Genomic DNA, 23,096 nt, shown 5'->3' with positions numbered 1-23,096 from the left:
CCGGGTGCCGCTGCTCGCCTTCGCCTATATCGCCTTCATCGGCCTCGGCCTGCCGGACCCGCTGCCGGGGACGCTCTGGCCGGTGCTGCGGGGCGACTACGCGCAGCCCGTGGCGGCGCTCGGGGCGCTGCTGCTGGGCGTCTCGGCCGGGACCATGGCGGCCAGCATCCTCTCGGGCCGCGCCATCGCCGCCTTCGGCACCGGGGGTGTGCTGGCCGGCAGCGTCGGGCTGACCGCACTGGCGGCGCTCGGCGCGGCTATGGCGCCACCCTGGTGGGTCCTGGTGGCGCTGGCCTTGCTTTCGGGCCTCGGTGCCGGGGCGGTGGATGCGGCGATGAACGTCTTCGCGGCCGCCCGCTTCCAGCCGCGCCACCTCAACTGGATGCATGCCTGCTGGGGCATTGGCGCCACGCTGAGCCCGGCCATCGCCACCGGCCTGCTGGCGGCGGGAGCCTCCTGGCGAGTGGTGTACCTGACCATCGGCGCGCTGCTGGGGGCGCTGTCGCTTGCCTTCCTGCTGACCCGCGCCCGCTGGGGCGGGCCGGAGCCGGCGGCGGGGCCGCGCCTGCCGGCCCTGGCGGTGCTGCGCGACCCGATGGCCCGGCGGCAGATCGCGGCCTTCTTCGTCTATTGCGGGGTGGAGGCGGGCACCGGCCAATGGCTGGCCACCATCCTGGTCGATGGCCGCGGCGCCGAGCCGGCCACGGCCGGGGCGGCCACGGCGCTGTTCTGGGCGGCGCTGGCGCTGGGCCGGATCGGGCTCGGCTTCGTGGTGGACCGGATGGGGCCGGACCACATGCTGCGCCGGGCGGTGCTGGCGGCGGCCCTGGCCTCGGCCGGCTTCGCCTTCGCCCCGGCGGGGCTGGACCTGATCGCGGTCGGGGTCCTGGCGGTGGCGCTGGCGCCGCTCTACCCGACGCTGATGGCGCGCACGCCGGCCCGGTTGGGCGCGTCCGCGGCGACCCATGCGGTGGGGTTCCAGGTGGCGGCGGCGACGCTCGGCGCCGGGCTGCTGCCCGCTCTGCTGGGCCTGGCGCCGATCGCCTGGGTGCCGGGGCTGCTGCTGGGGATGGCCGTTGGGCTGGCGGTGCTGGTCCGGCGCATCGCCGCCTCATCGGGCGGCGATGCGGGACGGGGCAGGGCCGGCTAGGCCCCGCGCGGCAGCAGCTGCTCGGCCAGGGTCGCCCAGTAGCTGGCGCCCACCGGCAGCACCGCGTCGTTGAAGTCGTAGCGCGGGTGGTGCACCTGCGGGTCGGCCGGGCCGCGGCCGGCGCCGAGCATGATGTAATTGCCCGCCTTGGCGTTCAGCATGAAGGAGAAATCCTCGCCGCCCATGGTAGGCCGCGGCATCTCCTGCACCCGCGCCTCGCCGGCCACCGCCTGCGCCGCGCGGACCGCCAGCCGGGTGCTCTCGGTCTCGTTCACCGTCGCCGGGTAGCCGCGGTCGAAGACCGCCTCGGCGGTCGCGCCGAAGGCGGCGGCGATGCCGGTGACGAGGGAGGCGAACTTCGCCTCCAGCAGGTCGCCGACCTCAGGCTTGAACCAGCGGGCTGTGCCACGCAGCGTCACCTCCTGCGGAATGACGTTCCAGGTGTCGCCGCCCTGGATGTGGCCGATGGTCAGGACGCCCGATTCCACCGGATCGACGTTGCGCGCGACCACGCTCTGCAGGGCGGTGACGATGGCCGAGGCGATGACGATCGGGTCGTTGCCCTGGTTCGGCATGGCGCCGTGCGCGCCCTTGCCGGTGATGGTGGCGCGCAGATTGGCGGTTGCCGCCATGACCGGGCCGTCCCGCCAGAGGAAGACGCCTTCCGGTGCGCCGGGCCAATTGTGCATCCCGAAGACCCGCTCCATCGGGAAGCGGTCGAACAGGCCTTCCTGCACCATCACGTTGCCGCCGCCGCCGGCCTCCTCGGCCGGCTGGAAGATGACATAGACGGTGCCGGAGAAATCCCGCGTCTCCGCCAGGTAGCGGGCAGCGCCGAGCAGCATGGTGGTGTGGCCGTCATGGCCGCAGGCATGCATCTTCCCCGGCACGGTCGAGGCATGCGGCAGGCCGGTCGCCTCGAGGATCGGCAGCGCGTCCATGTCGGCGCGGAGGCCGATGGCGCGGCCGCTGTTCCCCTGGCCGCGGATGACCCCGACGACGCCGGTCTTGGCGATGCCGGTGATCACCTCGTCGCAGCCGAACTCGCGCAGCTTCTGGGCGACGATGCCGGCGGTGCGCACCTCCTCGAAGGCGGTCTCGGGATGGGCATGGAAATCCTGCCGCCAGGCCGTGAGCTCGGGGTGGAACTCGGCGATACGGTTGAGAACGGGCATGATTTCTGATCCGGCTGCTGGCGGCAGCTATTGGGCGCGAGGACGCCGGTTGCAAGGGCCGACCGGGGGCGGACCTTCCGCCCCCGCCATGACTCAGGCGCCTGCCGGCCGGAGGAATGCCAGGTCCGCCCCTTCCGGCGCCTGCAGCACCTGGTCGTGCACCAGCTGGTCCCAGCCGCGCCGCGGCCGGGGCGGCGGCGCCCAGGCGGCGCGGCGGCGGGCCAGCTCGGCCTCCTCGACCAGCAGGTCGAGCCGGCGCTCCTTGACCGAGAGCCGCACCCGGTCACCGGTCTCGACCAGCCCGAGCGGGCCGCCCGCCGCCGCCTCCGGCGATATGTGCAGCACGATGGTGCCGAAGGCGGTGCCGGACATCCGGCAGTCGCTCATCCGCACCATGTCCTTCACGCCCTGGCGCGCCAGCTTCTTCGGAATCGGCAGGTAGCCGGCCTCCGGCATGCCGGCAGGCGTCAGGGGGCCGACATTCTTCAGCACCAGGATGTCGCTGGCCGTCACGTCCAGCGTGTCGCTGTCGATCCGCTCGGCAAGATCGGCCAGCCCATCGAAGACCACACAGCGTGCCTCGGTCTCGAACAGGGCGGGGGTGGCGGCGCTGCGCTTCAGGATCGCGCCGTCGGGCGCCAGGCTGCCGAAGAGCGAGACCAGGCCGCCGACCGGCGAGACCGGCGCGTTGCGGGCGCGGATGATGGCGCGGTCGACCCAAGGCGTGCCGGCGTCGATCTGCTCGGCCAGCGTCTTGCCGTAGAGGTCGATGGTGTCGAGGTGCAGCAAATCGCGCAGCTCGCGCAGCAGCGCCACCATGCCGCCGGCGGCGTGGAAATCCTCCATGTACCCCTCGCCGGTCGGCTTGAGGTCGACCAGCACCGGCGTCTCCTCGCTGAGCGCGTCCAGCCGCTTGAGGTCGATCTTCACCCCGACCCGGCCGGCGATGGCGGTCAGGTGGATCAGCGCATTGGTCGAGCCGCCGAGGGCGAGCAGGACGCGGAGTGCATTCTCGACCGATTTCTCGGTGATGAGCTGGGACGGGCGGACGGGGTGGGTGATCAGGCGGACGGCCAGCTCCCCGGCCTCCTCCGCCATCCGCAGCCGGTCGGAATGCACCGCCGGCGCCGAGGCCGCCATCAGCGGCATGAAGCCGAGTGCGGCGGCGATGCAGGCCATGGTGGAGGCGGTGCCCATGACGCCGCAGGTGCCCGACGTCGTCGCCAGCTTGCCCTCGATCTGGCCGATGCGTTCCGCCGAGACGGTGCCGGCGCGGTATTGCGCCCAGTAGCGGCGGCAATCGGTGCAGGCGGCCAGCCGCTCGCCCTCGAAGCGCTGCGCCAGCATCGGGCCGGTGACCAGCATCACGCAGGGCAGGTCGGCGCTGGCCGCGGCCATGAGCTGGGCCGGCACGGTCTTGTCGCAGCCGCCGATCAGCACCGCCGCGTCCATCGGCTGCGCCGTCAGCATCGCCTCGGTGTCGAGCGCCATCAGGTTGCGGTAGTGCATGGAGGTCGGCGTCAGCGAGGGCTCGCAGAGGCTGACGGTCGGGAAGCCGAGGGGCAGGGCGCCGGCGCCGAGCACGCCGCGCTTCACCGCCTCGACCAGCTCGGGCACCGAGCGGTGGCAGTTGTTGTAGTCGGAAGCGGTGTCGGCGATGCCGACCACCGGCTTCTCGAGTGCCTTCCTGGAATAGCCCATCGAGGCGGCGAAGGTGCGCCGGAGGTAAAGGAGAATTCGCGGTCGCCGTAATTGGCCACGTTGCGGGCCAGGCCCTTCGGATCGTCGGTCACTCGCTTCCTCCCTCGGCGCCGCTCGGCACGCGTCGCTGCCATGATGGTGCGGCCATGATAGTGCGGGCGCGGCCTGCGGCCAGCCTCCTGCGCCTGGCCGGACGCGGGCGGGCGCCCGGGCAAGGCCCGGAAGGTCTTGTGGTATCGGAATACCGTATTGGCCAAACCCGCCTTTTCCCTTGACCTGCGGACGGTCGAGGGTCATAAGCCGCGCCTCTCCCCTTATCCGGACCGATCGAGACGATGTCGCTGCTAGAGACGCAGACCCGCTCGCTGAAGCCGGCGGAGGTGCAGAAGGGATGGTATGTGGTGGATGCGGAGGGCCTCGTGCTCGGCCGCCTCGCCACGATCGTCGCCATGCGCCTGCGCGGCAAGCACAAGCCCCAGTTCACCCCGCATGTCGATTGCGGCGACCACGTCATCGTGGTCAACGCGCAGAAGGTGAAGGTGACGGGCCAGAAGGCGGAACAGTCCGTCTTCTACTGGCACACCGGCTATGCCGGCGGCATCAAGGAGCGCACGGTGCGCGAGCGGCTCGAGGGCAAGCACCCCGAGCGCGTCATCGAGAAGGCGGTCGAGCGGATGATAACCCGCGGCCCGCTGGGCCGCGCCCAGATGAAGAACCTGCATGTCTATGCCGGCCCCGAGCACCCGCATGCCGGCCAGCAGCCGGTCGCGCTCGACATCGCCGGCATGAACCGCAAGAATAAGGTGGCCTGAGCATGAGCGAGCAGATCACCGGCACGCTCGCCGACCTTAAGACGCTGGTGCAGGGCACCCCTGCCGCCGGCGAGAACTCCATGGTACCGCGCACCCCGAAGCGCGACCAGTGGGGCCGAGCCTATGCCACCGGCCGCCGCAAGAACGCGGTCGCCCGCGTCTGGGTGAAGCCCGGCAAGGGCAACATGGAAATCAACGGCAAGCCGGTCCTGACCTACTTCGCCCGGCCGGTGCTGCGGATGCTGCTGTCCCAGCCCTTCCTGGTGGCGGACCGCTACGAGCAATTCGACGTCATCGCCACGGTGACCGGCGGCGGGCTGTCCGGCCAGGCCGGCGCGGTGCGCCACGGCATCAGCCGCGCGCTGACCAACTACGAGCCTGACCTGCGGCCGATCCTGAAGAAGGCCGGCTTCCTGACCCGCGACCCGCGCGTGGTCGAGCGCAAGAAGTACGGCAAGGCCAAGGCCCGCCGGTCCTTCCAGTTCAGCAAGCGCTGAGCCTGCTTCCCGAGAAGGGCCCCGGCAGCGATGCCGGGGCCCTTTTCAATTGGCCGATCAGACCGCGAATTCGACCAGCCGCGTGGTGTCGTCGATCTCATGCGGCTGGCCCTGGCCGCCCGGCGTCCCGGCGGCGCGGCGGTACTCCATCCGGCAGCGCCCGGCGCCGTAATCCGGCCGGTACTCGATGGTGGTGCCATCGCGCGGCTCGATGAAGCCGGTGTTGCAGCCGCGTGCCGGGCCATGCCAGCCGCCGAGCAGTTCGGCGACGCCTTCCATCTCCCCTGCCAGGCCGCCAGACGGTTGGCTGCCCCGGCATAGCGACCGGCATGGTGGCACGATCCATAGAGCGCCAGGATCGGGCCTGCCCGGTGCTGCGCCATGTGGTCCCGCAGCGCCCGGACGGCGACGTCCCGCACCGCCGGGTCGGCGGCATCGAGATGGACTCCAAAGAGCCCGGTGGCGGTCATCGCCACCACGCCGAGGCCATGCGGCGAGTGCGGAAAGCCGAGCAGGTCGCGGTCGGCGCCGACCTCCTGCGCCTTGAGATAGATGGGCATCCCTGGCCTCTCCCCATGCTTCGTGCGGCCATTCAGCCCAAGAAAGCGTTGGGACGGCAAGCACCGCCTGGGGCGCGGACCAGCCGCCCGGCGGACCGATCCGCTTCCCGCATGGCAGGGCTGCAATTGGTCGGCGCGGCGGGCCTTGCATCGCCGGGCGGTTCTGCGCCCTATGCCATGGCGCAGGGAATGTGCGTAAGGAGTGCGCGACATGGCCAAGGGCAGCATCCCGACGGTATTCATCGATGGCGAGGCCGGGACCACCGGCCTGCAGATCCGCGAGCGGCTGGACCTGCTGCCGCATGTCGCCGTCCGATCCATCGCGCCTGAGCGCCGCAAGGATCCCCGGGCGCGCCGCGAGATGATGGCCGAGGTGGACTTGGTCGTGCTCTGCCTGCCGGATGACGCGGCGAAGGAAAGCGCCGCGCTGGCCGCCTCGCTCGGGGCGGAGGCGCCCAAGGTGCTGGACGCCAGCACCGCCTATCGGGTGAACCCCGACTGGACCTATGGCCTGCCGGAGCTCTCGCCGGAGCAGTCGGCGAAGATCGCCGGCTCGATGCGCGTCTCCAATCCCGGGTGCTACCCGACGGGGGCGATCCTGCTGCTGCGGCCGCTGATCGAGGCGGGGTTGCTGCCGGCCGACTACCCGGTCACGGTGAATGCCGTCTCCGGCTATTCCGGCGGCGGCAATGCCATGATTGCGGCCTACCAATCGCGCACGGCCCCGGGATTCGAGCTCTATGGGCTGGGCCTGGAGCACAAGCATGTCGCGGAGATGCAACTCTACAGCGGGCTTGCCCGGCGGCCGATCTTCGTGCCGAGCGTCGGCGACTTCCGCCAGGGCATGATCGACAGCATCCCGCTGCATCTGGACCTGCTGCAAGGCGGCCCTTCGCCCGCTGATCTCGAGGCGGTGCTCGCCGCACGCTATGCCGGCAGCGACTATGTCCGCGTGGTGAAGGCCGAGGCCAAGCTGGAGCCGGAAGCGTTGAACAACACCAACCAGCTCGAGCTGCGGGTGCATGGCAATGCCGGGCGCGGCCAGGCGGTGCTGACGGCGCGCTACGACAACCTCGGCAAGGGCGCTTCGGGCGCCGCGGTGCAGAGATCTCGGCCTGATGCTCGGCATCGCGGTCGAGACCCGGCTGCCGGCCGCGGCCTGATGGCCGGCCTGCAGCCGCCCTTCTATCCCTTCGAAGGAAAGATCCCGGCAGTGCACGACACCGCCTGGGTCGCGCCGACGGCCGCGGTGATCGGCGACGTGACGATCGGCGCGGGCAGCAATATCTGGTACCATTGCGTGCTGCGCGGCGACACCAACTTCATCCGCATCGGCGCCGGCACCAACATCCAGGACGGCACCATCATCCACGTGAACCGGGCCGCCGAGGCCACCATCATCGGCGACCATGTCACCGTGGGCCACGCCGCCATCATCCATGCCTGCACGCTGGAGGATCTCGCCTTCGTCGGCATGGGCGCCACCGTGCTGGACGGCGCGGTGATGGAGGAAGGGGCGCTGCTGGCCGCCGGCAGCGTGCTGCCGCCGCGCAAGCGCATGGGGCGGTTCGAGTTCTGGGTCGGCAACCCGGCCAAGTTCGTCCGCATCCTGGGCGAGGAGGAGCGCGCCCGCTTCGGCCGCACCGCGCCGCACTATGTCGAACTCGCCAGCCGCCATAAGGCGACGCTGGGCGGGTAAAGAAAGGACGGGGAGATTGCATTCTCCCCGGACCCCTCATCTGTTTCCATGAGTCCTGGCGGCTGCCGGGTGTCGGCACCCGACTTGAGATTGGGGGAGGGGAGGCCTTTTCCCCATCCGCCTCTTGGTCAGGCCGCCCGCGCGCCTCCCATGCCCGAGGTCACCACCCCGCGCAGCCAACCCAAAAGCGGCCAGGCCAGCAGGGCAATACCGGCGGCCATGATCCCGCCGCTCAGCCAATTGTGGAAGAAGACGCCGACGCTGCCCTCGCTGACCAGCAGCGACTGGCGGAAGGCTTCCTCCGTCCGGTCGCCGAGGACCAGAGCCAGCACCAGCGGCGCCAGGGGATAATCCAGCTTCTTCATGACATAGCCGACCACGCCGAAGATCAGCATCAGCACGATGTCGAACTCGGCGTTGCTGACGGTGTAGGCGCCGATGGCGCAGACCGTCAGGATCAGCGCGGCGATGATCGGGAAGGGCACCCGCAGGATCGCGGCGAACCAGGGCACTGCCACCAGCACCACCAGCAGCCCGGCGATGTTGCCGAGGTACATCGAGGCAATGAGCCCCCAGACGAACTCCTTCTGCTCGACGAAGAGCATCGGCCCCGGCTGCAGCCCCCACATGATCAACCCGCCGAGCAGCACCGCCGCGGTGGGCGAGCCCGGCACGCCGAGGGTGAGCATCGGCAACAGCGCCGAGGTGCCGGCGGCATGCGCCGCGGTCTCGGGCGCGATGACGCCCTCGATCTTGCCATGGCCGAAGCCGGCAGGGTCGTTCGACATCTTCCGCGCGACGCCATAGGACATGAAGGAGGCCGGCGTCGCGCCGGCCGGGGTGATCCCCATCCAGACGCCGATCAGCGATGAGCGGGCCGCCAGCAGCGCATGCTTCGGCATCCCCTTCCAGGTGCGCAGCACGACCTTCAGGTCAATCTTCGCCTTCTGTCCCTTGAAGCTCAGCCCGTCCTCGATCGAGCAGAGGATCTCGCTGATGCCGAACAGGCCGATGACGGCGACCAGGAAGTCGAAGCCGCGGATCATCTCCTCCGAGCCGAAGGTCATGCGCAGCTGGCCGGTGACGGTGTCCATGCCGACCGCGGCCAGCAGAAAGCCAAGCATCATCGCCGCCAGCGACTTCAGCGGCGAGCCCTTGGCCATGCCGACGAAGCTGGCGAAGGAGAGGAACATCACCGCGAAGAACTCGGGCGGCCCGGATTGGAGCGCGAAGCCGGCGATCACCGGCGCGACGAAGGTGATCATCACCACCGCCACGAAGGCACCGACGAAGGAGGAGGTGAAGGCTGCGGTGAGTGCTTCACCGGCGCGGCCCTGCTGAGCCATGGGATAGCCGTCGAAGGTGGTCGCGACCGACCAGGGCTCGCCGGGGATATTGAACAGGATGGAGGTGATGGCGCCGCCGAACAGCGCGCCCCAGTAGATGCAGGACAGCATGATCACCGCCGAGACTGGCGGCATGGCGAAGGTCAGCGGCAGCAGGATGGCGATGCCGTTGGCGCCGCCAAGGCCCGGCAGCACGCCGATCAGCACTCCAAGCACGACGCCGATGAGCATCAGCAGCATGTTGTGCGGCTCGAGGGCCACCGCGAAGCCCTGCATCAGCAGGCCGAGTTCTTCCATGGGAGGCGGATTCCGTCAGGGCCGCCAACGGCGAGGCCGAAGGGCCTCGCCGTGCGGGACAGGCGCGAGTGACAAAAGCGGAGTGCGGCGGCTCAGAAGCCGAGCATGTCCTCGAGCGGACCCTTCGGCAGGCCGACCAGGAACCAGATCTCGAAGGTGACGAAGGCGACCACCGCGGTCGCAAGGGCGGCGGGCAGGGCGCTGCGCCAGGTGAAGTCGCCGAGCTTCATCATGAAATAGGCGACCAGCACGGCGGAAGCGACGTAGAGCCCGGTGATCGGGATGGCGGCGACATAGAAGATGGTCGGCACCAGCACCGACAGCACGAGGCGGAGCTGCGGCCATGTGACGAACATTGCGCCGGCATGCTCGCCGCGGCCGCGCAGGATCGGCAGCAGGTTGGCGAAGCTGGACCCGGCCAGGATGACGCCGAGCCAGAACGGGAAGTAGCCGGATTGCGGGCCATCCGCGCCCCAGCCGGCGCCGATCCGTGCGCTGTCCCAGATCGCCGCCGCGCCCACCAGGGCGAGGGTGAGGAGGTCGCGACCTCCATCGCGTTGCGGGTGACGCCCTGCGCGCTGCTGCGGACGACCGGCGCCAGTTCGAGGGTCGTGGTGCTCATCTGCGGGAATCCCTTGATCGTCGTCGGCTACGAGGGCTGCGCGAGGAAGCCGGCTTCCTGCATCAGCGTCTTGTGGCGGTCGTCTTCCTTGGTCAGCCAGGCGCGGAACGCGTCGCCGGCCAGCGCCGTGGTGTTGAAGGCGCCCTGCTGCATGAGCTCCTTCCACTCCGGCGTCTCGCGCACCTTGGCCATCAGCCCTTCGTAGAAGGCCACCTGCTCCGGCTTCACGCCGGCTGCCATGAAGATGCCGCGTAGCATCAGGTACTCGACATCCAGCCCCTGCTCGCGCGCGGTCGGGATGTCCGACCAGGCTTGGGTCTCGGTCATCTTGTCGGTATAGGGAAGCCGCTTGTCATCGAAGACGCAGAGCGGGCGCAGCGCGCCGGACCGCCAATGGGTCACGGCCTCGATCGGGTTGTTGACGGTGGCGTCGATATGGCCGCCGACCAGCTGCACCGCGACCTCCCCGCCGCCACGGAATGGGATGTAGGTGAAGGGCGCGCCGCTGGCCTTTGTGATGGCGGCGGCGATGATCTGGTCTTCCTGCTTGGAGCCGGTGCCGCCAAGCTTGAGCCGCTGGTCCTTTGCCGCGGCGAGGAACTCGCTGACCGTCTTCCAGGGCAGATCGGCCTTCACCCAGAGCACGAACTCGTCGAGCGCCATCATGGTGACCGGGGTGAGGTCCTTCCAGTGGAAGGGCACGCCGGTCGCCAGCGGGGTGGTGAACAGGTTCGACAGGGTGATGACCAGCATGTGGGGGTTGCCGCGCGCGCCCTTGGCCTCGAGGAAGCCCTCGGCGCCGGCGCCGCCGGCCTTGTTCACCACCACGATCGGCTGCTTCATCAGCCCCTGCTTCGAGATGATGCCCTGGATGACGCGCGCCATCTGGTCGGCGCCGCCGCCGGTGCCGGCGGGGACGACGAACTGGACCGGCCGCATCGGCTCCCAGCCGCGCTGCGCCTGCGCGACAGGGGCGATGGCGGCGAGGGCGCTGCCCAGCAGAACCGAACGGCGGCTTGTACCCAGATGCATTCTATCTCTTCCCCGGCCCATTCAGAGGCGCGCAGATTTGCGTCACCGAACACGCTTGGCGTGGCGGCGTTGCCCCGGAGTCGGACCGAAAGTTAGGTAAAGCAAGGAAAAGCGTGTAAAACGTGCCGAAAAATTTCGTGTTCGCCGTCAGGGCCGCAAATGCCCTCCCTTGCCGTCGCGGGGCGGCTGATGCAGAGGAACGCCGCCGAGGCCCGCCAGGGGAAAGACCGACCATGACCGCTGCCAACACCCTCACCGCCCTGCTCGCCGGCGGCGCCGCAGACCGCCCCGCCATCCGCGCGCCGGAGCGGCCCACGCTGAGCTATGCCGGGCTGCGCGCCCTGGCGGAGCGGACGGTGGCCGGGCTCAACGCCATCGGCATCGGCCGCAGCGATCGGGTGGCGATCGTGCTGCCGAACGGGCCGGAGATGGCGGCCAGCTTCGTCGCCATCGCCTGCGGCGCCACCACGGCGCCGCTCAACCCCGCCTACAAGGACGAAGAATTCGAGTTCTACCTGACCGACCTCAAGGCCAAGGCGCTGGTGGTCCTGCAGGGTTGGGAGACGCCGGCCCGCGCCGTGGCGCAGCGGCTCGGCGTGCCGGTGGTCGAACTGGTGCCGGGCGAGGCGGCGGGCGACTTCACCTTGGCAGGCGGCAGCAAGGGCAGCGCGGCGCAGCCCGGCCAAGCCGGGCCGGACGACGTGGCGCTGGTGCTGCACACCTCCGGCACCACGGCGCGGCCGAAGATCGTGCCGCTGACCCATACCAACGTCACCGCCTCGGCCGGCAACATCGCCCGCACCCTGCGGCTGGGGCAGGACGACGCCTGCCTCAACGTCATGCCGCTCTTCCACATCCACGGGCTGATGGCGGCGACGCTGGCCTCGCTCGCCGGCGGCGGCGCGGTGATCTGCACGCCGGGCTTCAACGCCCTGCGCTTCTTCGCCCTGCTCGATGCCGAGCGGCCCAGCTGGTACACGGCGGTGCCGACCATGCACCAGACCATCCTGGCGCGGGCCGAGCGCAATGCCGAGATCATCGCCCGGGCACCGCTGCGCTTCATTCGGTCGTCGTCGGCCTCGCTGCCGGCGCAGGCGATGAAGGACCTCTCGGCGGTCTTCTCCGCCCCGGTGATCGAGAGCTACGGCATGACCGAGGCCAGCCACCAGATGTGCAGCAACCCGCTGCCGCCCGGCGCGCAGAAGCCCGGCATCGTCGGCCTGCCGGCCGGGCCCGAGGTCGCCATCATGGATGACGACGGCAACATCCTGTCGCAAGGCTCGATCGGCGAGGTGGTCATCCGTGGCCCGAACGTCACCAAGGGCTACGAGGCGAACCCGGAGGCCAATGCCAAGGCCTTCACCAAGGGCTGGTTCCGCACCGGCGACCAGGGGATGTTCGACCGCGACGGCTACCTCATGCTGACGGGGCGGCTGAAGGAACTGATCAAGCGCGGCGGCGAGCAGGTGTCCCCGCTGGAGGTGGATGGCGTGCTGTCGGAGCATCCGGCGGTCGCCCAAGCGCTGACCTTCGGCATCCCGCATCCGATGCTCGGCGAGGAGGTCGGCGCCGCCGTTGTGCTGCGGGAGGGCATGACGGTGACCGACCGCGAAGCTGCGCGACTTCGCAGCGAAGCACCTGGCCGACTTCAAGGTGCCGCGAAAGGTTGTCTTCCTGGCGGAGATCCCGAAGGGCGCGACCGGCAAGCTGATGCGGATCGGCCTGGCCGAGAAGCTCGGCATCACGGCCTGAGGGCGGGGCGCTCCGATCGCGGAGCACCGCAGCGAAGCGAGGAGCGTAGCGTGAATCGGAACGCCCAATCATGAAGATCTGCATCTTCGGCGCCGGCGCGATCGGCGGGCTCATGGCGGCGAAGCTCGCGGCCAAGGGCGAGGCCGAGGTCACCGTCATAGCCCGCGGTCCGCATTTGGCGGCGATGCAGGCCAATGGCCTGAAGCTGATCTCGGACGGGCAGGAGAGCGTGGTGCATCCGCGCTGCGTCGCCAGCGCCGCCGAGGCCGGCCCCCAGGACTATGTCGTCATCACCCTGAAGGCCCCGGCCCTCGCCGGGGCGGCGGCGCAGATGCAGCCGCTGATCGGCGGGGGACGACGATCGTCTCCGCGGTCAACGGCGTGCCCTGGTGGTACTTCCACAAGCTCGCCGGCCCGCATGAGGGCCGCCGCGTGAACAGCGTCGACCCGACCGGCGAGGTCGGCCGGCTGCTGCCGCCGGAGAAGGTGCTGGGCTGCATCATCTACCCCGCCGCCGAGGTGCCGGAGCCCGGAGTCATCGAGCACACCTATGGCGACCGCTTCACGCTCGGCGAGCCGGACGGCAGCCGCTCCGACCGCGCCATGGCGCTCTCCGCCGCACTGTCAGCGGCCGGCTTCAAGGCGCCGGTGCGGCCGAAGATCCGCGACGAGATCTGGATCAAGCTCTGGGGCAACCTGGCCTTCAACCCGCTGTCGGCGCTGACCACCGCGACGCTCGACGTCATCACCGGCGATGCGAAGCTGCGCGCGGTCTGCCGGCAGATGATGCTGGAGGCGCAGGCGGTGGCCGAGTCGCTCGGCGTCCGCTTCGCCATCGATGTCGACAAGCGCATTGCCGGCGGCGCCGAAGTAGGGGCGCACAAGACCTCGATGCTGCAGGACCTCGAGCGCGGCCGGCCCATGGAGGTGGACGCGCTGCTTGGCAGCGTGGTCGAACTGGCGGAGATCACCGGGCTGCCGGCCCCGACCTGCCGCACCGTCCTGGCCTTGCTGCGGACCCGGGCGCGACTGGCGGGATGCTACTGACCGTATCGATGTCATGACGAGACGGTGAGGCACCGGCAATTGTGCCGTGAGGCCAAAGGCCGCAAGCTGTCTCTGGGTGGAGACGCGTCCCGACTCCCGGCTGCGGCAACCGGGAGAGCCATGGCGCGCCGCCACGAATCACGGAGACTCCGCTTATGAGTAAGGTTTTCCTGCCGCTGGCCATCCTACTGTCCGTGTCGGCCTGCGGGCCGCAGCCGCCGCAGGTCTCCGCCAGCCTGCCGCCCGATGCGATCCTCGGCGCCGGCGACCCGCTGCGCAGCGCCGCGGCGAATACCTCGGTCGTCTTCGGCTCGCCACAGCAACTCGCCGGTCGCCCGGCCGAGGCGGCGCGTGCGGTGGCGCAGATGGAATACCTGGCGGTGCAGATCCCCAACAACCCACGCTTCCCCGGCGTCTCGCCGACGGTCGAGAGCCAGTTCGTCGCGGCGCGGCGCGAATGGCGCGGCGCCCTCGGCATCCCGGCCGAGCAGCCGCCGCAGGCGGTGATCGAGTCGCTCTACGCCGCGTCTCGCGCGCTGCAGGCAGGGCAGAAGGATGCCGCGGCGGCGGCGCTGCCGGCCCATGTCTTCCCGCAAGGTGGCCAGACCGCGCTGCTGCGCCTGGCCTCGCTGCCCCGGCTGCCGCTCACCAACGACGCGGCGGTGGCTGCGTCGCAGACCCTGCAGCGCAGCGAAGCCGGCCGCGGGCGGTTCTGATGCGCCGCGCTGTCCTGCTGCTCGTCGTGCTGGCCGCCGGGTGTGCCGAGATGCGGCAGGCGCCGCGGCCGATCCCCACGGCGGCGCTTGCGCCGAACAGCGCCGACAGCGTGCGCGGCGCGATCGAGGCGATGGCGCCGGCCTTCGCCGACCGGGCGCGGGCCCTGGCCGGGCGCCCGGCCGAGGCGGCGCAGGCTGCCGCGCAGCTTGAATTCGTCACTGCCGCCATCCCGCGCGACCCGCGCTATGCGCCGATCCCTGAGGGTGTCCGGCGGGAGCTTCTGCTGGCCCGGCAGGAGCTGCGCGATGCGCTCGGCACAGACGATGCGGCGACGCCGGAAGCGGTGGTGCCGGCGCTGGTGGCAGCCGCCGCGGCGCTGCGCGCGGGCGACCAGTCCCGCGCCGCGCAGGCCCTGTCGGCGCCGACCTTCCGACCCGGCGGGGCGCGCAGCATCGTCCGGCTTGGCGAGCTCGGCCCGCTGCCACAGGCGGACAATGCGAGCGCCATGGTGCAGCGGGAAGTGGCGCGGCTCGATGCCGAGGGCCGCTGGCTTGGCGGCCGGCCGGTCGATGCCAGCGGCAACACCATCACCACCTTCGGGCTCGGCGGGAATACCGGCGTCGGCTACTGACGCCATCGGCCCCAGCTTAGTCGGTCGCCATCACCTTCACATAGCGGCCGGGCGCGTCCTCGACCGCCGGCAGGCCGCCGGCGCCGGGCACCCGCGCCGGCACCTGGTCCTTGTTCAGTGCGGCGACCCAGCGGTGCCAGTCCGGCCACCAGGACCCGGCGAGCTCGGTGGCCCCGCTGAACCATTCCTCCGGGTCTGGCGGCAGTTGCTCGTTGACCCAGTGGCTGTACTTGCCGCTGTCCGGCGGGTTCACCACGCCGGCGATATGGCCGCTGGCGGCGAGGACGAAGCGCACCGGCCCGCCATAGATCTGGGTTGCCCGGTAGGTGCTCTTCCAGGGCGCGATATGGTCTTCGCGCGCCGAGACCAGGTAGCTCGGGACCTTGATCTTCCGCAGGTCGATCTTCTGGCCGAGCAGCTCCAGCGCGCCCGGCTTCACCAAGTCGTTCTGCTGGTACATGTGGCGCAGGTAGTAGCTGTGCATCCGCGCCGGCATGCGGGTCGAATCGTCGTTCCAGTAAAGCAGGTCGAAGGGGAAGGGCTCCTGCCCGAGCAGGTAGTTGTTTACCACGAAGGACCAGATGAGATCGTTGGCGCGGAGCATGTTGAAGGTCGTCGCCATCTCGCCGCCCTCGAGATAGCCATGCTTCTGCATCCGCTCCTCGAGACAGTGCAGCTGCTCCTCGTCGATGAAGACGCCGAGCTCGCCGGCCTCCTCAAAGTCGGTCATGGTCACGAAATAGGTCGCGGATCTGATGCGGGTGTCGCGCTTCGCTGCCATATGCGCCAGCGTCGTCGCCAGCAGCGTGCCGCCCAGGCAATAGCCGATGGCGTTGACCTGCTTCTCGCCGGTGGCCTGCTCGATCGCCGTCAGGGCGTCGTAGATGCCCTCCTGCATGTAGTCCTCGAAGCCCTTCTCGGCGAGCCGCTCGTCCGGGTTGACCCAGGAGGTGACGAAGACCGTGTGCCCCTGGTCCACCGCCCAGCGAATGAAGCTGTTCCGCGGCCTGAGGTCGAGGATGTAGAACTTGTTGATCCAGGGCGGCAGGATCAGGAGCGGCCGCTTCAGCACGGTGGCCGTGGTCGGCGCATACTGGATCAGCTGCATCAGGTCGTTCTGGAACACCACCTTGCCCGGGGTGACCGCGATGTTCTCGCCGACCCGGAACTTGCTGTCGTCCGACATGCGGATGCGCAGCTTGCCGCGGCCGCGTTCCAGGTCGGCCAGCAGGTGCGACAGACCCTTCAGCAGGTTCTCCCCGCCGGTCTCGGCGGTGCGGCGCAGCACCTCCGGGTTGGTCAGCAGGAAATCTCGACGGACTCATCGCATCGACGAATTGCCGGGTGTAGAAGTCGACCTTCTGGGCTGATTTGGGGTCCAGCCCTTCGACTCCGCCGACCACGGTCTGGAAGTAGCGGGCGCTGAGCAGGTAGGACTGTTTGATGAAGTCGAAGACCTCGTTCTCCCGCCAGGCATCGTCCTTGAAGCGGCGGTCGCGCGGGTCCTCGGCGATCACCGGAGGTGCGTCGCCGCCCATCATCCGGCGGGCTGTGTTCTGCCAGAGGGTCAGGTAGTCCTGCCAGAAGCCGAGCTGGGCCTGCACCAGCCGGGCCGGGTTGGCCATCAGCCGGGCGGTCATGTCGAGGAAGGCGCCGCCGATGTTCAGCGGGTCCGGGCTGGACTCCGAATCCGCCTGGCGCTTCAGGAAGTCGGTGACGATCCGCTGCCCGCGCTCCGCAACCTCCGACATGGTGCGCGTGACCAGCGCCGGGTCCGGCAGCCGGAAATGCGGGTGGTCGGGCGTCTTTTCCTGGTCCATGACCCATCCTACCGCGCCGGCGCGGGTTCGCTCCAGCCCGCCCCCGTTATGGTCCTGTGACGAAGCGCAATAAAGGCCCGGGTGGGGCCGGGCGTTTTCCCCGCGCGGTTTTGCCCTATGCGTGAGGCCAGGCTGCGGGGCGCGGAGAGCATGCGGGACGGGCGGCATCGCGGAGCGCAAGGGCGGGGACTGGCGGCGGGGTTGCTGCTCGCGCTGCTCGCCGCCGGCTGTTCCGTGCCGGATGAGGTCAACCCCGTGCTGATCTACGACCGGATCTCGGGTGCCGCCGATGCCGGCCGCCCGGTCCCCCCGGCATGGACCGGCCCTTCCCCAGCCTGGCCAGCATCCCGCCCCGGCCCGAGCGGCCTTCCCCAGATTCCGCGCCGCGGTGACCGACGCCCTCGCACAGGACCGCGCCCGCGCGCGCGACCCGCTGGTGCTGCGCAGCGTGGCCGCACCCGGCACCGCGGGCCGGGCCTCGCCGGATGAGTCGGCCATGCCCGCCGCCCCGCCGCGCCGCGCCACCCTGGCCGCCGCCCCTGCCGTCCCCTGGACCGAGGCGCCGGGCGCCCCGGCCCGGCAGGGGCCGCAAGCCCCGGCGGGCGCCGGCGCCGCCCCTGCCGCGCCGGCGCCCGCCCTGCCGGAGATGCCGGCCGAGGCACCCGCCGCGCCGCCGCCCGAGTTGCTTGGGCCCCCGCCGCTGCCCCGCTAGGGCGGTTTTTCGCCCCGACGCCGCCAGGGCGCTGACTTTAGCCGGCGATAGGCTCTATACCGGCGGGCCGCGCCGCCCGATGGCGTGGGCCCACCGCACGGACCCAAGTCGATGACCGAGGAATTCCACCGTATCCGCCGCCTGCCGCCCTACGTGTTCGCCGAGGTGAACGCGGCCAAGGCCAAGGCACGGGCAGCGGCAGAGGACATCGTCGATCTCGGCATGGGCAACCCGGACAGCCCGACGCCGCCGCATATCGTCGCCAAGCTGATCGAGGCGGTGCAGGACCCGCGCACCCACCGCTATTCCATGAGCAAGGGCATCCCCGGCCTGCGTAAGGCGCTCGCCGGCTACTACGACCGCCGCTTCGGGGTGAAGCTGAACCCGGAGACCGAGGTGGTGGCGACGCTGGGGTCGAAGGAGGGGCTGGCTAACCTGGCGCAGGCCATCTCCTCGCCGGGCGACACCATCCTGGTGCCCAACCCGTCCTACCCGATCCACCAGTTCGGCTTCATCATCGCCGGCGCCACCGCGCGCAGCCTGCCCTGCACGCCGGACGACGAGATGCTGTCGGCGATCGACCGGGCGGTGCGGCATTCGGTGCCGAAGCCGACCGCGGTCATCGTCAACTTTCCCTCGAACCCGACGGCGCATCTGGCCTCCATCGAGTTCTACCGCGACCTGGTCGCGCTCTGCCGCCGGCACGAGCTCTTCATCCTGTCGGACCTGGCCTATGCCGAGCTGTATTTCGGCACCACGCCGCCACCCTCCGTCCTGCAGGTCGAGGGCGCTCGCGAGGTTACCGTCGAGTTCACCTCGTTGTCGAAGACCTACAACATGCCCGGCTGGCGCATGGGGTTCGCCGCCGGCAACGAGCGCCTGATCGGCGCGCTGACCCGGGTGAAATCCTACCTCGATTACGGGGCCTTCGCGCCGATCCAGATCGCCGCCGCGGCGGCGCTGAACGGGCCGCAGGACTCGGTCGCCGAGATGCGGGTCCTGTACAAGGAACGCCGCGACCTGCTGGTGAAGGGGCTGCACGCCGCCGGCTGGGACGTGCCCTCGCCGGACGGGTCGATGTTCATCTGGGCGCCCATCCCGGAGAAATTCCGCCATCTCGGCAGCGTCGAGTTCTCGAAGCTGCTGCTCGCCCGCGCCAAGGTCGCGGTCGCCCCGGGCCTCGGCTTCGGCGAGCATGGCGACGGCCATGTCCGCATCGCGCTCGTCGAGAACAACCACCGCATCCGCCAGGCGTTGCGCGGCATCCGCGGCTTCCTCGCCGGCGACAATCTCGGCCCGGCCGAGTCGGAGAAGGAGACCGTCTCCGCATGACCAAGCCCCTCTCGATCGCGGTCGCCGGCCTCGGCACCGTCGGCGGCGGCGTCCTCAAGCTGCTGTCCGAGAACGCCGAGATCGTCGCCGCCCGCGCCGGGCGGCCAATCGTGGTCGGCGCCGTCTCGGCGCGCGACCGCAACCGCGACCGCGGCCTGCCGCTTTCGGCGCTGCGCTGGTACGACGACCCGGTGGCGCTGGCGGCCGATTCCGGCACCGACGTGGTCGTCGAGCTGATCGGCGGCAGCGAGGGTCCGGCCCGGGCGCTGGTGGAGGCCGCGCTCCGCGCCGGCAAGCCGGTGGTCACCGCCAACAAGGCGCTGCTCGCGGTGCATGGCGCGGCGATCGCCGAGCTCGCCGAGGCGCGCGGCGTCCCGCTGGCCTTCGAGGCGGCCGTTGCCGGCGGCATCCCGGCGATCAAGGCGCTGCGCGAGGGCTTGGCGGCCAACCGCATCTCCCGCGTCGCCGGCATCCTCAACGGCACCTGCAACTACATTCTGACCGTGATGCGGGAGGAGAAGCGCGAATTCGCCGAGGTGCTGGCGGCCGCCCAGGCGCTCGGCTACGCCGAGGCCGACCCGGCCTTCGACATCGACGGGATCGACGCGGCGCACAAGCTGGCGATCCTGGCGGCGCTCGCCTTCGGCCGGCCGGTGGATTTCTCGGCCGTGCATGTCGAAGGCATCCGGAAGGTCAGCGCGCTCGACATCGCGCTCGCGGCCAAGCTCGGCTATCGGATCAAGCTGCTCGGCCTCGCCGCGCGGACGCCGGCCGGGATCTCGACCCGGGTGCATCCCTGCATGGTCCCGGTCGCGGCGCCGATCGCCCGCGTCGACGGCGTCTACAACGCGGTGGTGGCAGAGGGCGACCAATGCGGCCGGATCATGCTGGAAGGCCGCGGCGCGGAGCCGGGCCGACCGCCAGCGCCGTGGCAGCCGACCTGATCGACCTGGCACGCGGCCGGGTGACACCGGTGTGGGGCGCCGCGGCGGGGGCGCTGGACGCCGTTCCTGCGGTGCCGATGGAACGCCATGTCGGCGCTTACTATCTGCGGCTGATGGTGCTCGACCGTCCCGGCGTGATCGCCGATGTCACCGGCATCCTGCGCGACCATGCCATCAGCATGGAGGCGATGCTGCAGCGCGGCAGGGCCCCGGGCGAGGTCGTGCCGGTGGTGCTGACCACGCATGATTGCGAGGAAGCCTCGATGCGCGCCGCCCTGGCCCGGATCGAGGCTCTGGACTCGGTGCTGGAGCCGCCGGCGCTGATCCGGATCGAGCCACTCTGACCGGCGGGCCGCTTCCGCCGACGGGCCCTAGGTTGTAGGGTCACTCCCAAGGATACGGAGGCTCACATGGCGGAGTATGACGCGTCGACGCTGCTGGTCGATCGCAACTTGGCGCTCGAACTGGTCCGGGTGACCGAGGCCGCGGCGCTGGCCGCCTCGCGCTGGATCGGCCGCGGCGACAAGAACAGCGCCGACGGCGCCGCCGTGGATGCCATGCGGAAGGCCTTCGACACCGTCGCGATCAGCGGCACCGTGGTGATCGGCGAGGGGAGATGGACGAGGCGCCGATGCTCTACATCGGCGAGAAGATCGGCCTCGGCGGGCCGGAGGTCGACATTGCCGTCGACCCGCTCGAGGGCACCTCGATCACCGCCAAGGGCGGGCCGAACGCGATCGCCACCGTGGCGCTGGCCGAGCGCGGCGGCTTCCTGCATGCGCCCGACATCTACATGGACAAGATCGCGGTCGGTCCCGGCCTGCCGGAGGGCGTCGTCCACCTCGACGCCAAGCCGGAGGAAAACCTGCGAGGAGCTGGCGCGGGCCAAGAAGTGCGACATCGGCGACCTGATGGTCTGCACCCTGGACCGCGACCGCCACAAGGAGATGATCGCCGCCTGCCGGAAGGCCGGGGCGCGCATCATGCTGCTGGGCGACGGCGACGTGGCGGGCGTGATCGCCGTGTCCCAGGCCGGCACCGGTGTTGACATCTACATGGGCTCGGGCGGCGCGCCTGAAGGTGTGCTGGCGGCGGCCGCACTGCGCTGCATCGGCGGCCAGATGCAGGGCCGGCTGATGTTCGAGGACGAGGACCAGGTGAAGCGCGCCCGCGAGATGGGCGTCACCGACCCGAAGCGGATATACAGCATCTACGAGATGGCGCGGGGCAACGTGATGTTCGCCGCCACCGGCGTGACCGGTGGCCCGATGCTGCACGGCGTGCGGCGCACCCCGGGCGGCGCGACGACGCATTCCATTGTCATGCGCAGCAAGTCCGGCACCGTCCGCTACGTCGAGGGCCATCACAACTTCTCCCGCAAGCCTGCGGCCTTCATCGCCTGACCGGGGCGCCGGGAGGAGCAGCATCGATGGATGCCGGCCCATTGCCGGAGGCCGTCCTCGGCGTCGGCCGCAGCGTGACCGGCCGGCGCTGGGTCTGGCGGGAGGCCGATGCGCGCACCGCCATGGCAATCGCGCAACGGACCGACCTGCCCGAGCTGGTCGGCCGGCTGCTGGCAGCGCGCGGCGTCGGGATCGACGCGGTCACCGACTTCCTCGAGCCCACACTGCGGGCCTTGCTGCCCGATCCCTCGGTCCTGCGCGACATGGATGTCGCGGCCGCGCGCCTCGCCAGCGCAGTGCGGGAGGACGAGACGGTTGCCGTCTTCGGCGACTACGACGTCGACGGCGCCTGTTCCGGCGCGTTGATGGTGCGCGCGCTGCGCCAGCTCGGCTGCACCGTCTCCCATTACGTCCCGCACCGGCTGGCCGAAGGCTACGGTCCCAACGCCAAGGCCATCCGCACGCTGTGCGAGCGCGGTGCGACGCTGATCGTCTGCGTCGATTGCGGCATCGCGGCGCATGAGGCACTGGAGGCGGCGCGCGGCCTCGCCGACGTCATCGTGCTTGACCACCATAAGGCGGAAGGCCCGGTGCCGCAGGTGGCAGCGGTGGTGAACCCAAACCGGCTCGACTGCAATTCGGGCCTGCGGAACTTGTGTGCCGCGGCCGTCGCCTTCATGGCCTGCGTCGCGCTGCACCGGGTGCTGCGGCGGGAAGGGGTGTTCCAGCGCCGGGCGGAGCCGCCTTTGCTGGAGCTACTGGACCTGGTGGCGCTCGCCACGGTCTGCGACGTGATGCCCTTGACGGGCGTCAACCGCGCGCTCGTGGCGCAGGGGCTGAAGGTGATGGCGCGGCGTGGCCATGCCGGTGTCGCCGCGCTGCTCGATGTCGGCCTGGTGCGCGACCAGCCGACCGCCCATTCGCTCGGCTTCGTGCTGGGGCCGCGGATCAACGCGGCGGGGCGTATCGACGAGCCGGATCTCGGCCTGCGCCTGCTGCTCTGTGACGACCCCGTCGAGGCGCGCGCCATGGCCGAGCGGCTCGACGTGGTGAACCGCCGGCGGCAGGAGGTCGAGGCCGAGGTGCTCGGCGCCGCCTTCGCCGAGGCGGAGGCGCAGTACAAGGCCGGCCACGCGGTCCTGCTGGTGAGCGGGGAGGGCTGGCATCCCGGCGTGGTCGGCATCGTCGCCGGCCGGGTCAAGGAGAAGTTCAACCGCCCGGCCTGCGTCGCCGGCGTGGCGGCGGGGCTGGCCAAGGGATCGGGCCGGTCGGTTCCGGGCCTCGACCTCGGCGCCGCGGTGATCGCAGCGCGCCAGGCGGGGCTGCTGGAATCCGGCGGCGGTCACGCCATGGCGGCCGGTTTCAGCTTCCGCACCGGCCGCCAGGCCGAGCTGCATGCCTTCCTGGAGGAACGTCTGGCGAGGGCCGGTGATCTGCCGGGGGCCGCCGACCTGCTGGTCGAGGGGACGGTGCTCGTCCCGGCCGCGACCAGCGCCCTGGCGCAGCAGGTCGAGCGCCTGGCGCCCTTCGGCGCGGGCAACGAGGAGCCGATCTTCGCCCTGCCGCGCGCCCGCGTGGTCCGCGCCGACCGCGTCGGCAAGGAGGGCAACACCATCCGCGCTTTCATCGAGGGCGAGTCGGGCGGCCGGCTGAAGGCCATCTGTTTCCGTGCCAAGGAAGGCCCGCTCGCCGAGGCGCTGCTTTCGCGCAGTGGCGTGCCGATGCACCTGTGCGGCCAGTTGCGGGCGGAGCGTTGGAACGACGAGGTGAGCGCCTGCCTGCATGTCGTTGATGCTGCCGTTGTGCCTCCGGGGTATTGACCGCGGCGGCCGCGGCCCCTAATCCGC

General features: G+C 70.8%; 18 protein-coding genes and 3 pseudogenes. 14 read left to right on the top strand and 7 right to left on the bottom strand.

Going from position 1 to position 23,096, the window contains the following annotated elements:
• Nucleotides 1-4: 4 nt before the first annotated feature.
• On the top strand, nucleotides 5-1,150 hold the full coding sequence (locus ACQ86J_RS01905) for an MFS transporter (RefSeq protein WP_431269804.1): 1,146 nt from the start codon (nucleotides 5-7) through the stop codon (nucleotides 1,148-1,150).
• Here ACQ86J_RS01905 and ACQ86J_RS01900 read toward each other — a convergent pair.
• Together ACQ86J_RS01900 and ACQ86J_RS01895 are read right to left on the bottom strand one after the other, a co-directional pair.
• Nucleotides 1,147-2,325, bottom strand: a complete 1,179-nt coding sequence (locus tag ACQ86J_RS01900) for a M20 aminoacylase family protein (RefSeq protein ID WP_431269803.1) — start codon at nucleotides 2,323-2,325, stop codon at nucleotides 1,147-1,149. The two genes, ACQ86J_RS01905 and ACQ86J_RS01900, sit on opposite strands and share 4 nt — an antisense overlap.
• Before the next feature lie 93 nt (nucleotides 2,326-2,418).
• Nucleotides 2,419-4,026, bottom strand: coding sequence for a dihydroxy-acid dehydratase (locus tag ACQ86J_RS01895; RefSeq protein WP_431269802.1), 1,608 nt, complete (start codon nucleotides 4,024-4,026; stop codon nucleotides 2,419-2,421).
• Nucleotides 4,027-4,361: 335 nt separating this feature from the next.
• On the opposite strand from ACQ86J_RS01895, the gene rplM reads away from it, so the two are divergent.
• On the top strand, nucleotides 4,362-4,838 hold the full coding sequence (rplM, locus tag ACQ86J_RS01890; RefSeq protein ID WP_431269801.1) for a 50S ribosomal protein L13: 477 nt from the start codon (nucleotides 4,362-4,364) through the stop codon (nucleotides 4,836-4,838).
• Between the two features lie 2 nt (nucleotides 4,839-4,840).
• Entirely contained in the window at nucleotides 4,841-5,335 is a 495-nt protein-coding gene (gene rpsI, locus ACQ86J_RS01885; RefSeq protein WP_133287057.1) for a 30S ribosomal protein S9, read from the top strand.
• 57 nt (nucleotides 5,336-5,392) lie between these two features.
• Here rpsI and ACQ86J_RS01880 read toward each other — a convergent pair whose 3' ends face one another.
• Complete coding sequence (locus ACQ86J_RS01880) at nucleotides 5,393-5,614, bottom strand: hypothetical protein (protein WP_431269800.1); 222 nt, start codon at nucleotides 5,612-5,614, stop codon at nucleotides 5,393-5,395.
• Between the two features lie 492 nt (nucleotides 5,615-6,106).
• On the opposite strand from ACQ86J_RS01880, the gene argC reads away from it, so the two are divergent.
• On the top strand, nucleotides 6,107-7,594 hold the full coding sequence (gene argC, locus ACQ86J_RS01875; protein WP_431269799.1) for an N-acetyl-gamma-glutamyl-phosphate reductase: 1,488 nt from the start codon (nucleotides 6,107-6,109) through the stop codon (nucleotides 7,592-7,594).
• A 128-nt stretch (nucleotides 7,595-7,722) separates the two neighbouring features.
• On the opposite strand, the gene ACQ86J_RS01870 is transcribed toward argC, so the two are convergent.
• The 3 genes from ACQ86J_RS01870 to ACQ86J_RS01860 all read right to left on the bottom strand — a co-directional run bounded on the left by ACQ86J_RS01870 (nucleotide 7,723) and on the right by ACQ86J_RS01860 (nucleotide 10,891).
• Nucleotides 7,723-9,237, bottom strand: coding sequence for a tripartite tricarboxylate transporter permease (locus ACQ86J_RS01870; RefSeq protein WP_431269798.1), 1,515 nt, complete (start codon nucleotides 9,235-9,237; stop codon nucleotides 7,723-7,725).
• Nucleotides 9,238-9,329: 92 nt separating this feature from the next.
• Nucleotides 9,330-9,758: a tripartite tricarboxylate transporter TctB family protein gene (locus ACQ86J_RS01865; RefSeq protein WP_431269797.1), complete on the bottom strand. Its 429-nt coding sequence runs from the start codon at nucleotides 9,756-9,758 to the stop codon at nucleotides 9,330-9,332.
• 128 nt (nucleotides 9,759-9,886) lie between these two features.
• Entirely contained in the window at nucleotides 9,887-10,891 is a 1,005-nt protein-coding gene (locus ACQ86J_RS01860) for a Bug family tripartite tricarboxylate transporter substrate binding protein (RefSeq protein ID WP_431269796.1), read from the bottom strand.
• 233 nt (nucleotides 10,892-11,124) lie between these two features.
• Between ACQ86J_RS01860 and ACQ86J_RS01855 the strand changes: the two genes are divergently transcribed.
• The 5 genes from ACQ86J_RS01855 (at nucleotide 11,125) to ACQ86J_RS01835 (ending at nucleotide 15,038) form a co-directional block, all read left to right on the top strand.
• Nucleotides 11,125-12,717: an acyl--CoA ligase gene (locus tag ACQ86J_RS01855; protein WP_431269795.1), complete on the top strand. Its 1,593-nt coding sequence runs from the start codon at nucleotides 11,125-11,127 to the stop codon at nucleotides 12,715-12,717.
• On the top strand, nucleotides 12,714-13,079 hold the full coding sequence (locus tag ACQ86J_RS01850) for a ketopantoate reductase family protein (protein ID WP_431269794.1): 366 nt from the start codon (nucleotides 12,714-12,716) through the stop codon (nucleotides 13,077-13,079). The genes ACQ86J_RS01855 and ACQ86J_RS01850 overlap by 4 nt, the downstream gene beginning before the upstream one ends.
• Nucleotides 13,025-13,690, top strand: a complete 666-nt coding sequence (locus ACQ86J_RS01845; protein WP_431269793.1) for a 2-dehydropantoate 2-reductase — start codon at nucleotides 13,025-13,027, stop codon at nucleotides 13,688-13,690. The genes ACQ86J_RS01850 and ACQ86J_RS01845 overlap by 55 nt, the downstream gene beginning before the upstream one ends.
• 155 nt (nucleotides 13,691-13,845) lie before the next feature.
• On the top strand, nucleotides 13,846-14,406 hold the full coding sequence (locus ACQ86J_RS01840) for a hypothetical protein (protein WP_431269792.1): 561 nt from the start codon (nucleotides 13,846-13,848) through the stop codon (nucleotides 14,404-14,406).
• Nucleotides 14,406-15,038, top strand: coding sequence for a hypothetical protein (locus ACQ86J_RS01835; RefSeq protein ID WP_431269791.1), 633 nt, complete (start codon nucleotides 14,406-14,408; stop codon nucleotides 15,036-15,038). The genes ACQ86J_RS01840 and ACQ86J_RS01835 overlap by 1 nt, the downstream gene beginning before the upstream one ends.
• Nucleotides 15,039-15,054: 16 nt before the next feature.
• Here ACQ86J_RS01835 and ACQ86J_RS01830 read toward each other — a convergent pair.
• A pseudogene (locus tag ACQ86J_RS01830) lies at nucleotides 15,055-16,858 on the bottom strand (PHA/PHB synthase family protein).
• 388 nt (nucleotides 16,859-17,246) lie between these two features.
• On the opposite strand from ACQ86J_RS01830, the gene ACQ86J_RS01825 reads away from it, so the two are divergent.
• From ACQ86J_RS01825 to recJ, 5 genes and pseudogenes are all read left to right on the top strand, one after another.
• Entirely contained in the window at nucleotides 17,247-17,570 is a 324-nt protein-coding gene (locus tag ACQ86J_RS01825; RefSeq protein WP_431269790.1) for a hypothetical protein, read from the top strand.
• Nucleotides 17,571-17,681: 111 nt separating this feature from the next.
• Nucleotides 17,682-18,902, top strand: a complete 1,221-nt coding sequence (locus ACQ86J_RS01820) for an LL-diaminopimelate aminotransferase (RefSeq protein WP_431269789.1) — start codon at nucleotides 17,682-17,684, stop codon at nucleotides 18,900-18,902.
• A pseudogene (locus ACQ86J_RS01815) lies at nucleotides 18,899-20,190 on the top strand (homoserine dehydrogenase). The gene ACQ86J_RS01820 and the pseudogene ACQ86J_RS01815 overlap by 4 nt, the downstream one beginning before the upstream one ends.
• A 66-nt stretch (nucleotides 20,191-20,256) precedes the next feature.
• A pseudogene (gene glpX / locus ACQ86J_RS01810) lies at nucleotides 20,257-21,249 on the top strand (class II fructose-bisphosphatase).
• A gap of 26 nt (nucleotides 21,250-21,275) precedes the next feature.
• Nucleotides 21,276-23,069, top strand: coding sequence for a single-stranded-DNA-specific exonuclease RecJ (gene recJ / locus ACQ86J_RS01805; RefSeq protein ID WP_431269788.1), 1,794 nt, complete (start codon nucleotides 21,276-21,278; stop codon nucleotides 23,067-23,069).
• The last annotated feature ends 27 nt before the right edge of the window (nucleotides 23,070-23,096 follow it).

The organism is Dankookia sp. P2, assembly GCF_050632255.1.
In the GTDB taxonomy this organism is placed as follows: Bacteria; Pseudomonadota; Alphaproteobacteria; order Acetobacterales; family Acetobacteraceae; genus Paracraurococcus.
The sequence above is the reverse complement of the archived record's forward strand: the minus strand, read 5'-3'. Positions and strand labels throughout refer to the sequence as shown.

Bases quoted from the DNA above. Each gene is read 5' to 3' on its own strand.
- ACQ86J_RS01900 (WP_431269803.1), bottom strand. From the start codon at position 2,325: ATGCCCGTTCTCAACCGTATCGCCGAGTTCCACCCCGAGCTCACGGCC.
- ACQ86J_RS01895 (WP_431269802.1), bottom strand. From the start codon at position 4,026: ATGGGCTATTCCAGGAAGGCACTCGAGAAGCCGGTGGTCGGCATCGCC.
- rplM (WP_431269801.1), top strand. From the start codon at position 4,362: ATGTCGCTGCTAGAGACGCAGACCCGCTCGCTGAAGCCGGCGGAGGTG.
- rpsI (WP_133287057.1), top strand. From the start codon at position 4,841: ATGAGCGAGCAGATCACCGGCACGCTCGCCGACCTTAAGACGCTGGTG.
- ACQ86J_RS01880 (WP_431269800.1), bottom strand. From the start codon at position 5,614: ATGGAAGGCGTCGCCGAACTGCTCGGCGGCTGGCATGGCCCGGCACGC.
- argC (WP_431269799.1), top strand. From the start codon at position 6,107: ATGGCCAAGGGCAGCATCCCGACGGTATTCATCGATGGCGAGGCCGGG.
- ACQ86J_RS01870 (WP_431269798.1), bottom strand. From the start codon at position 9,237: ATGGAAGAACTCGGCCTGCTGATGCAGGGCTTCGCGGTGGCCCTCGAG.
- ACQ86J_RS01860 (WP_431269796.1), bottom strand. From the start codon at position 10,891: ATGCATCTGGGTACAAGCCGCCGTTCGGTTCTGCTGGGCAGCGCCCTC.
- ACQ86J_RS01855 (WP_431269795.1), top strand. From the start codon at position 11,125: ATGACCGCTGCCAACACCCTCACCGCCCTGCTCGCCGGCGGCGCCGCA.
- ACQ86J_RS01850 (WP_431269794.1), top strand. From the start codon at position 12,714: ATGAAGATCTGCATCTTCGGCGCCGGCGCGATCGGCGGGCTCATGGCG.
- ACQ86J_RS01840 (WP_431269792.1), top strand. From the start codon at position 13,846: ATGAGTAAGGTTTTCCTGCCGCTGGCCATCCTACTGTCCGTGTCGGCC.
- ACQ86J_RS01835 (WP_431269791.1), top strand. From the start codon at position 14,406: ATGCGCCGCGCTGTCCTGCTGCTCGTCGTGCTGGCCGCCGGGTGTGCC.
- ACQ86J_RS01820 (WP_431269789.1), top strand. From the start codon at position 17,682: ATGACCGAGGAATTCCACCGTATCCGCCGCCTGCCGCCCTACGTGTTC.
- recJ (WP_431269788.1), top strand. From the start codon at position 21,276: ATGGATGCCGGCCCATTGCCGGAGGCCGTCCTCGGCGTCGGCCGCAGC.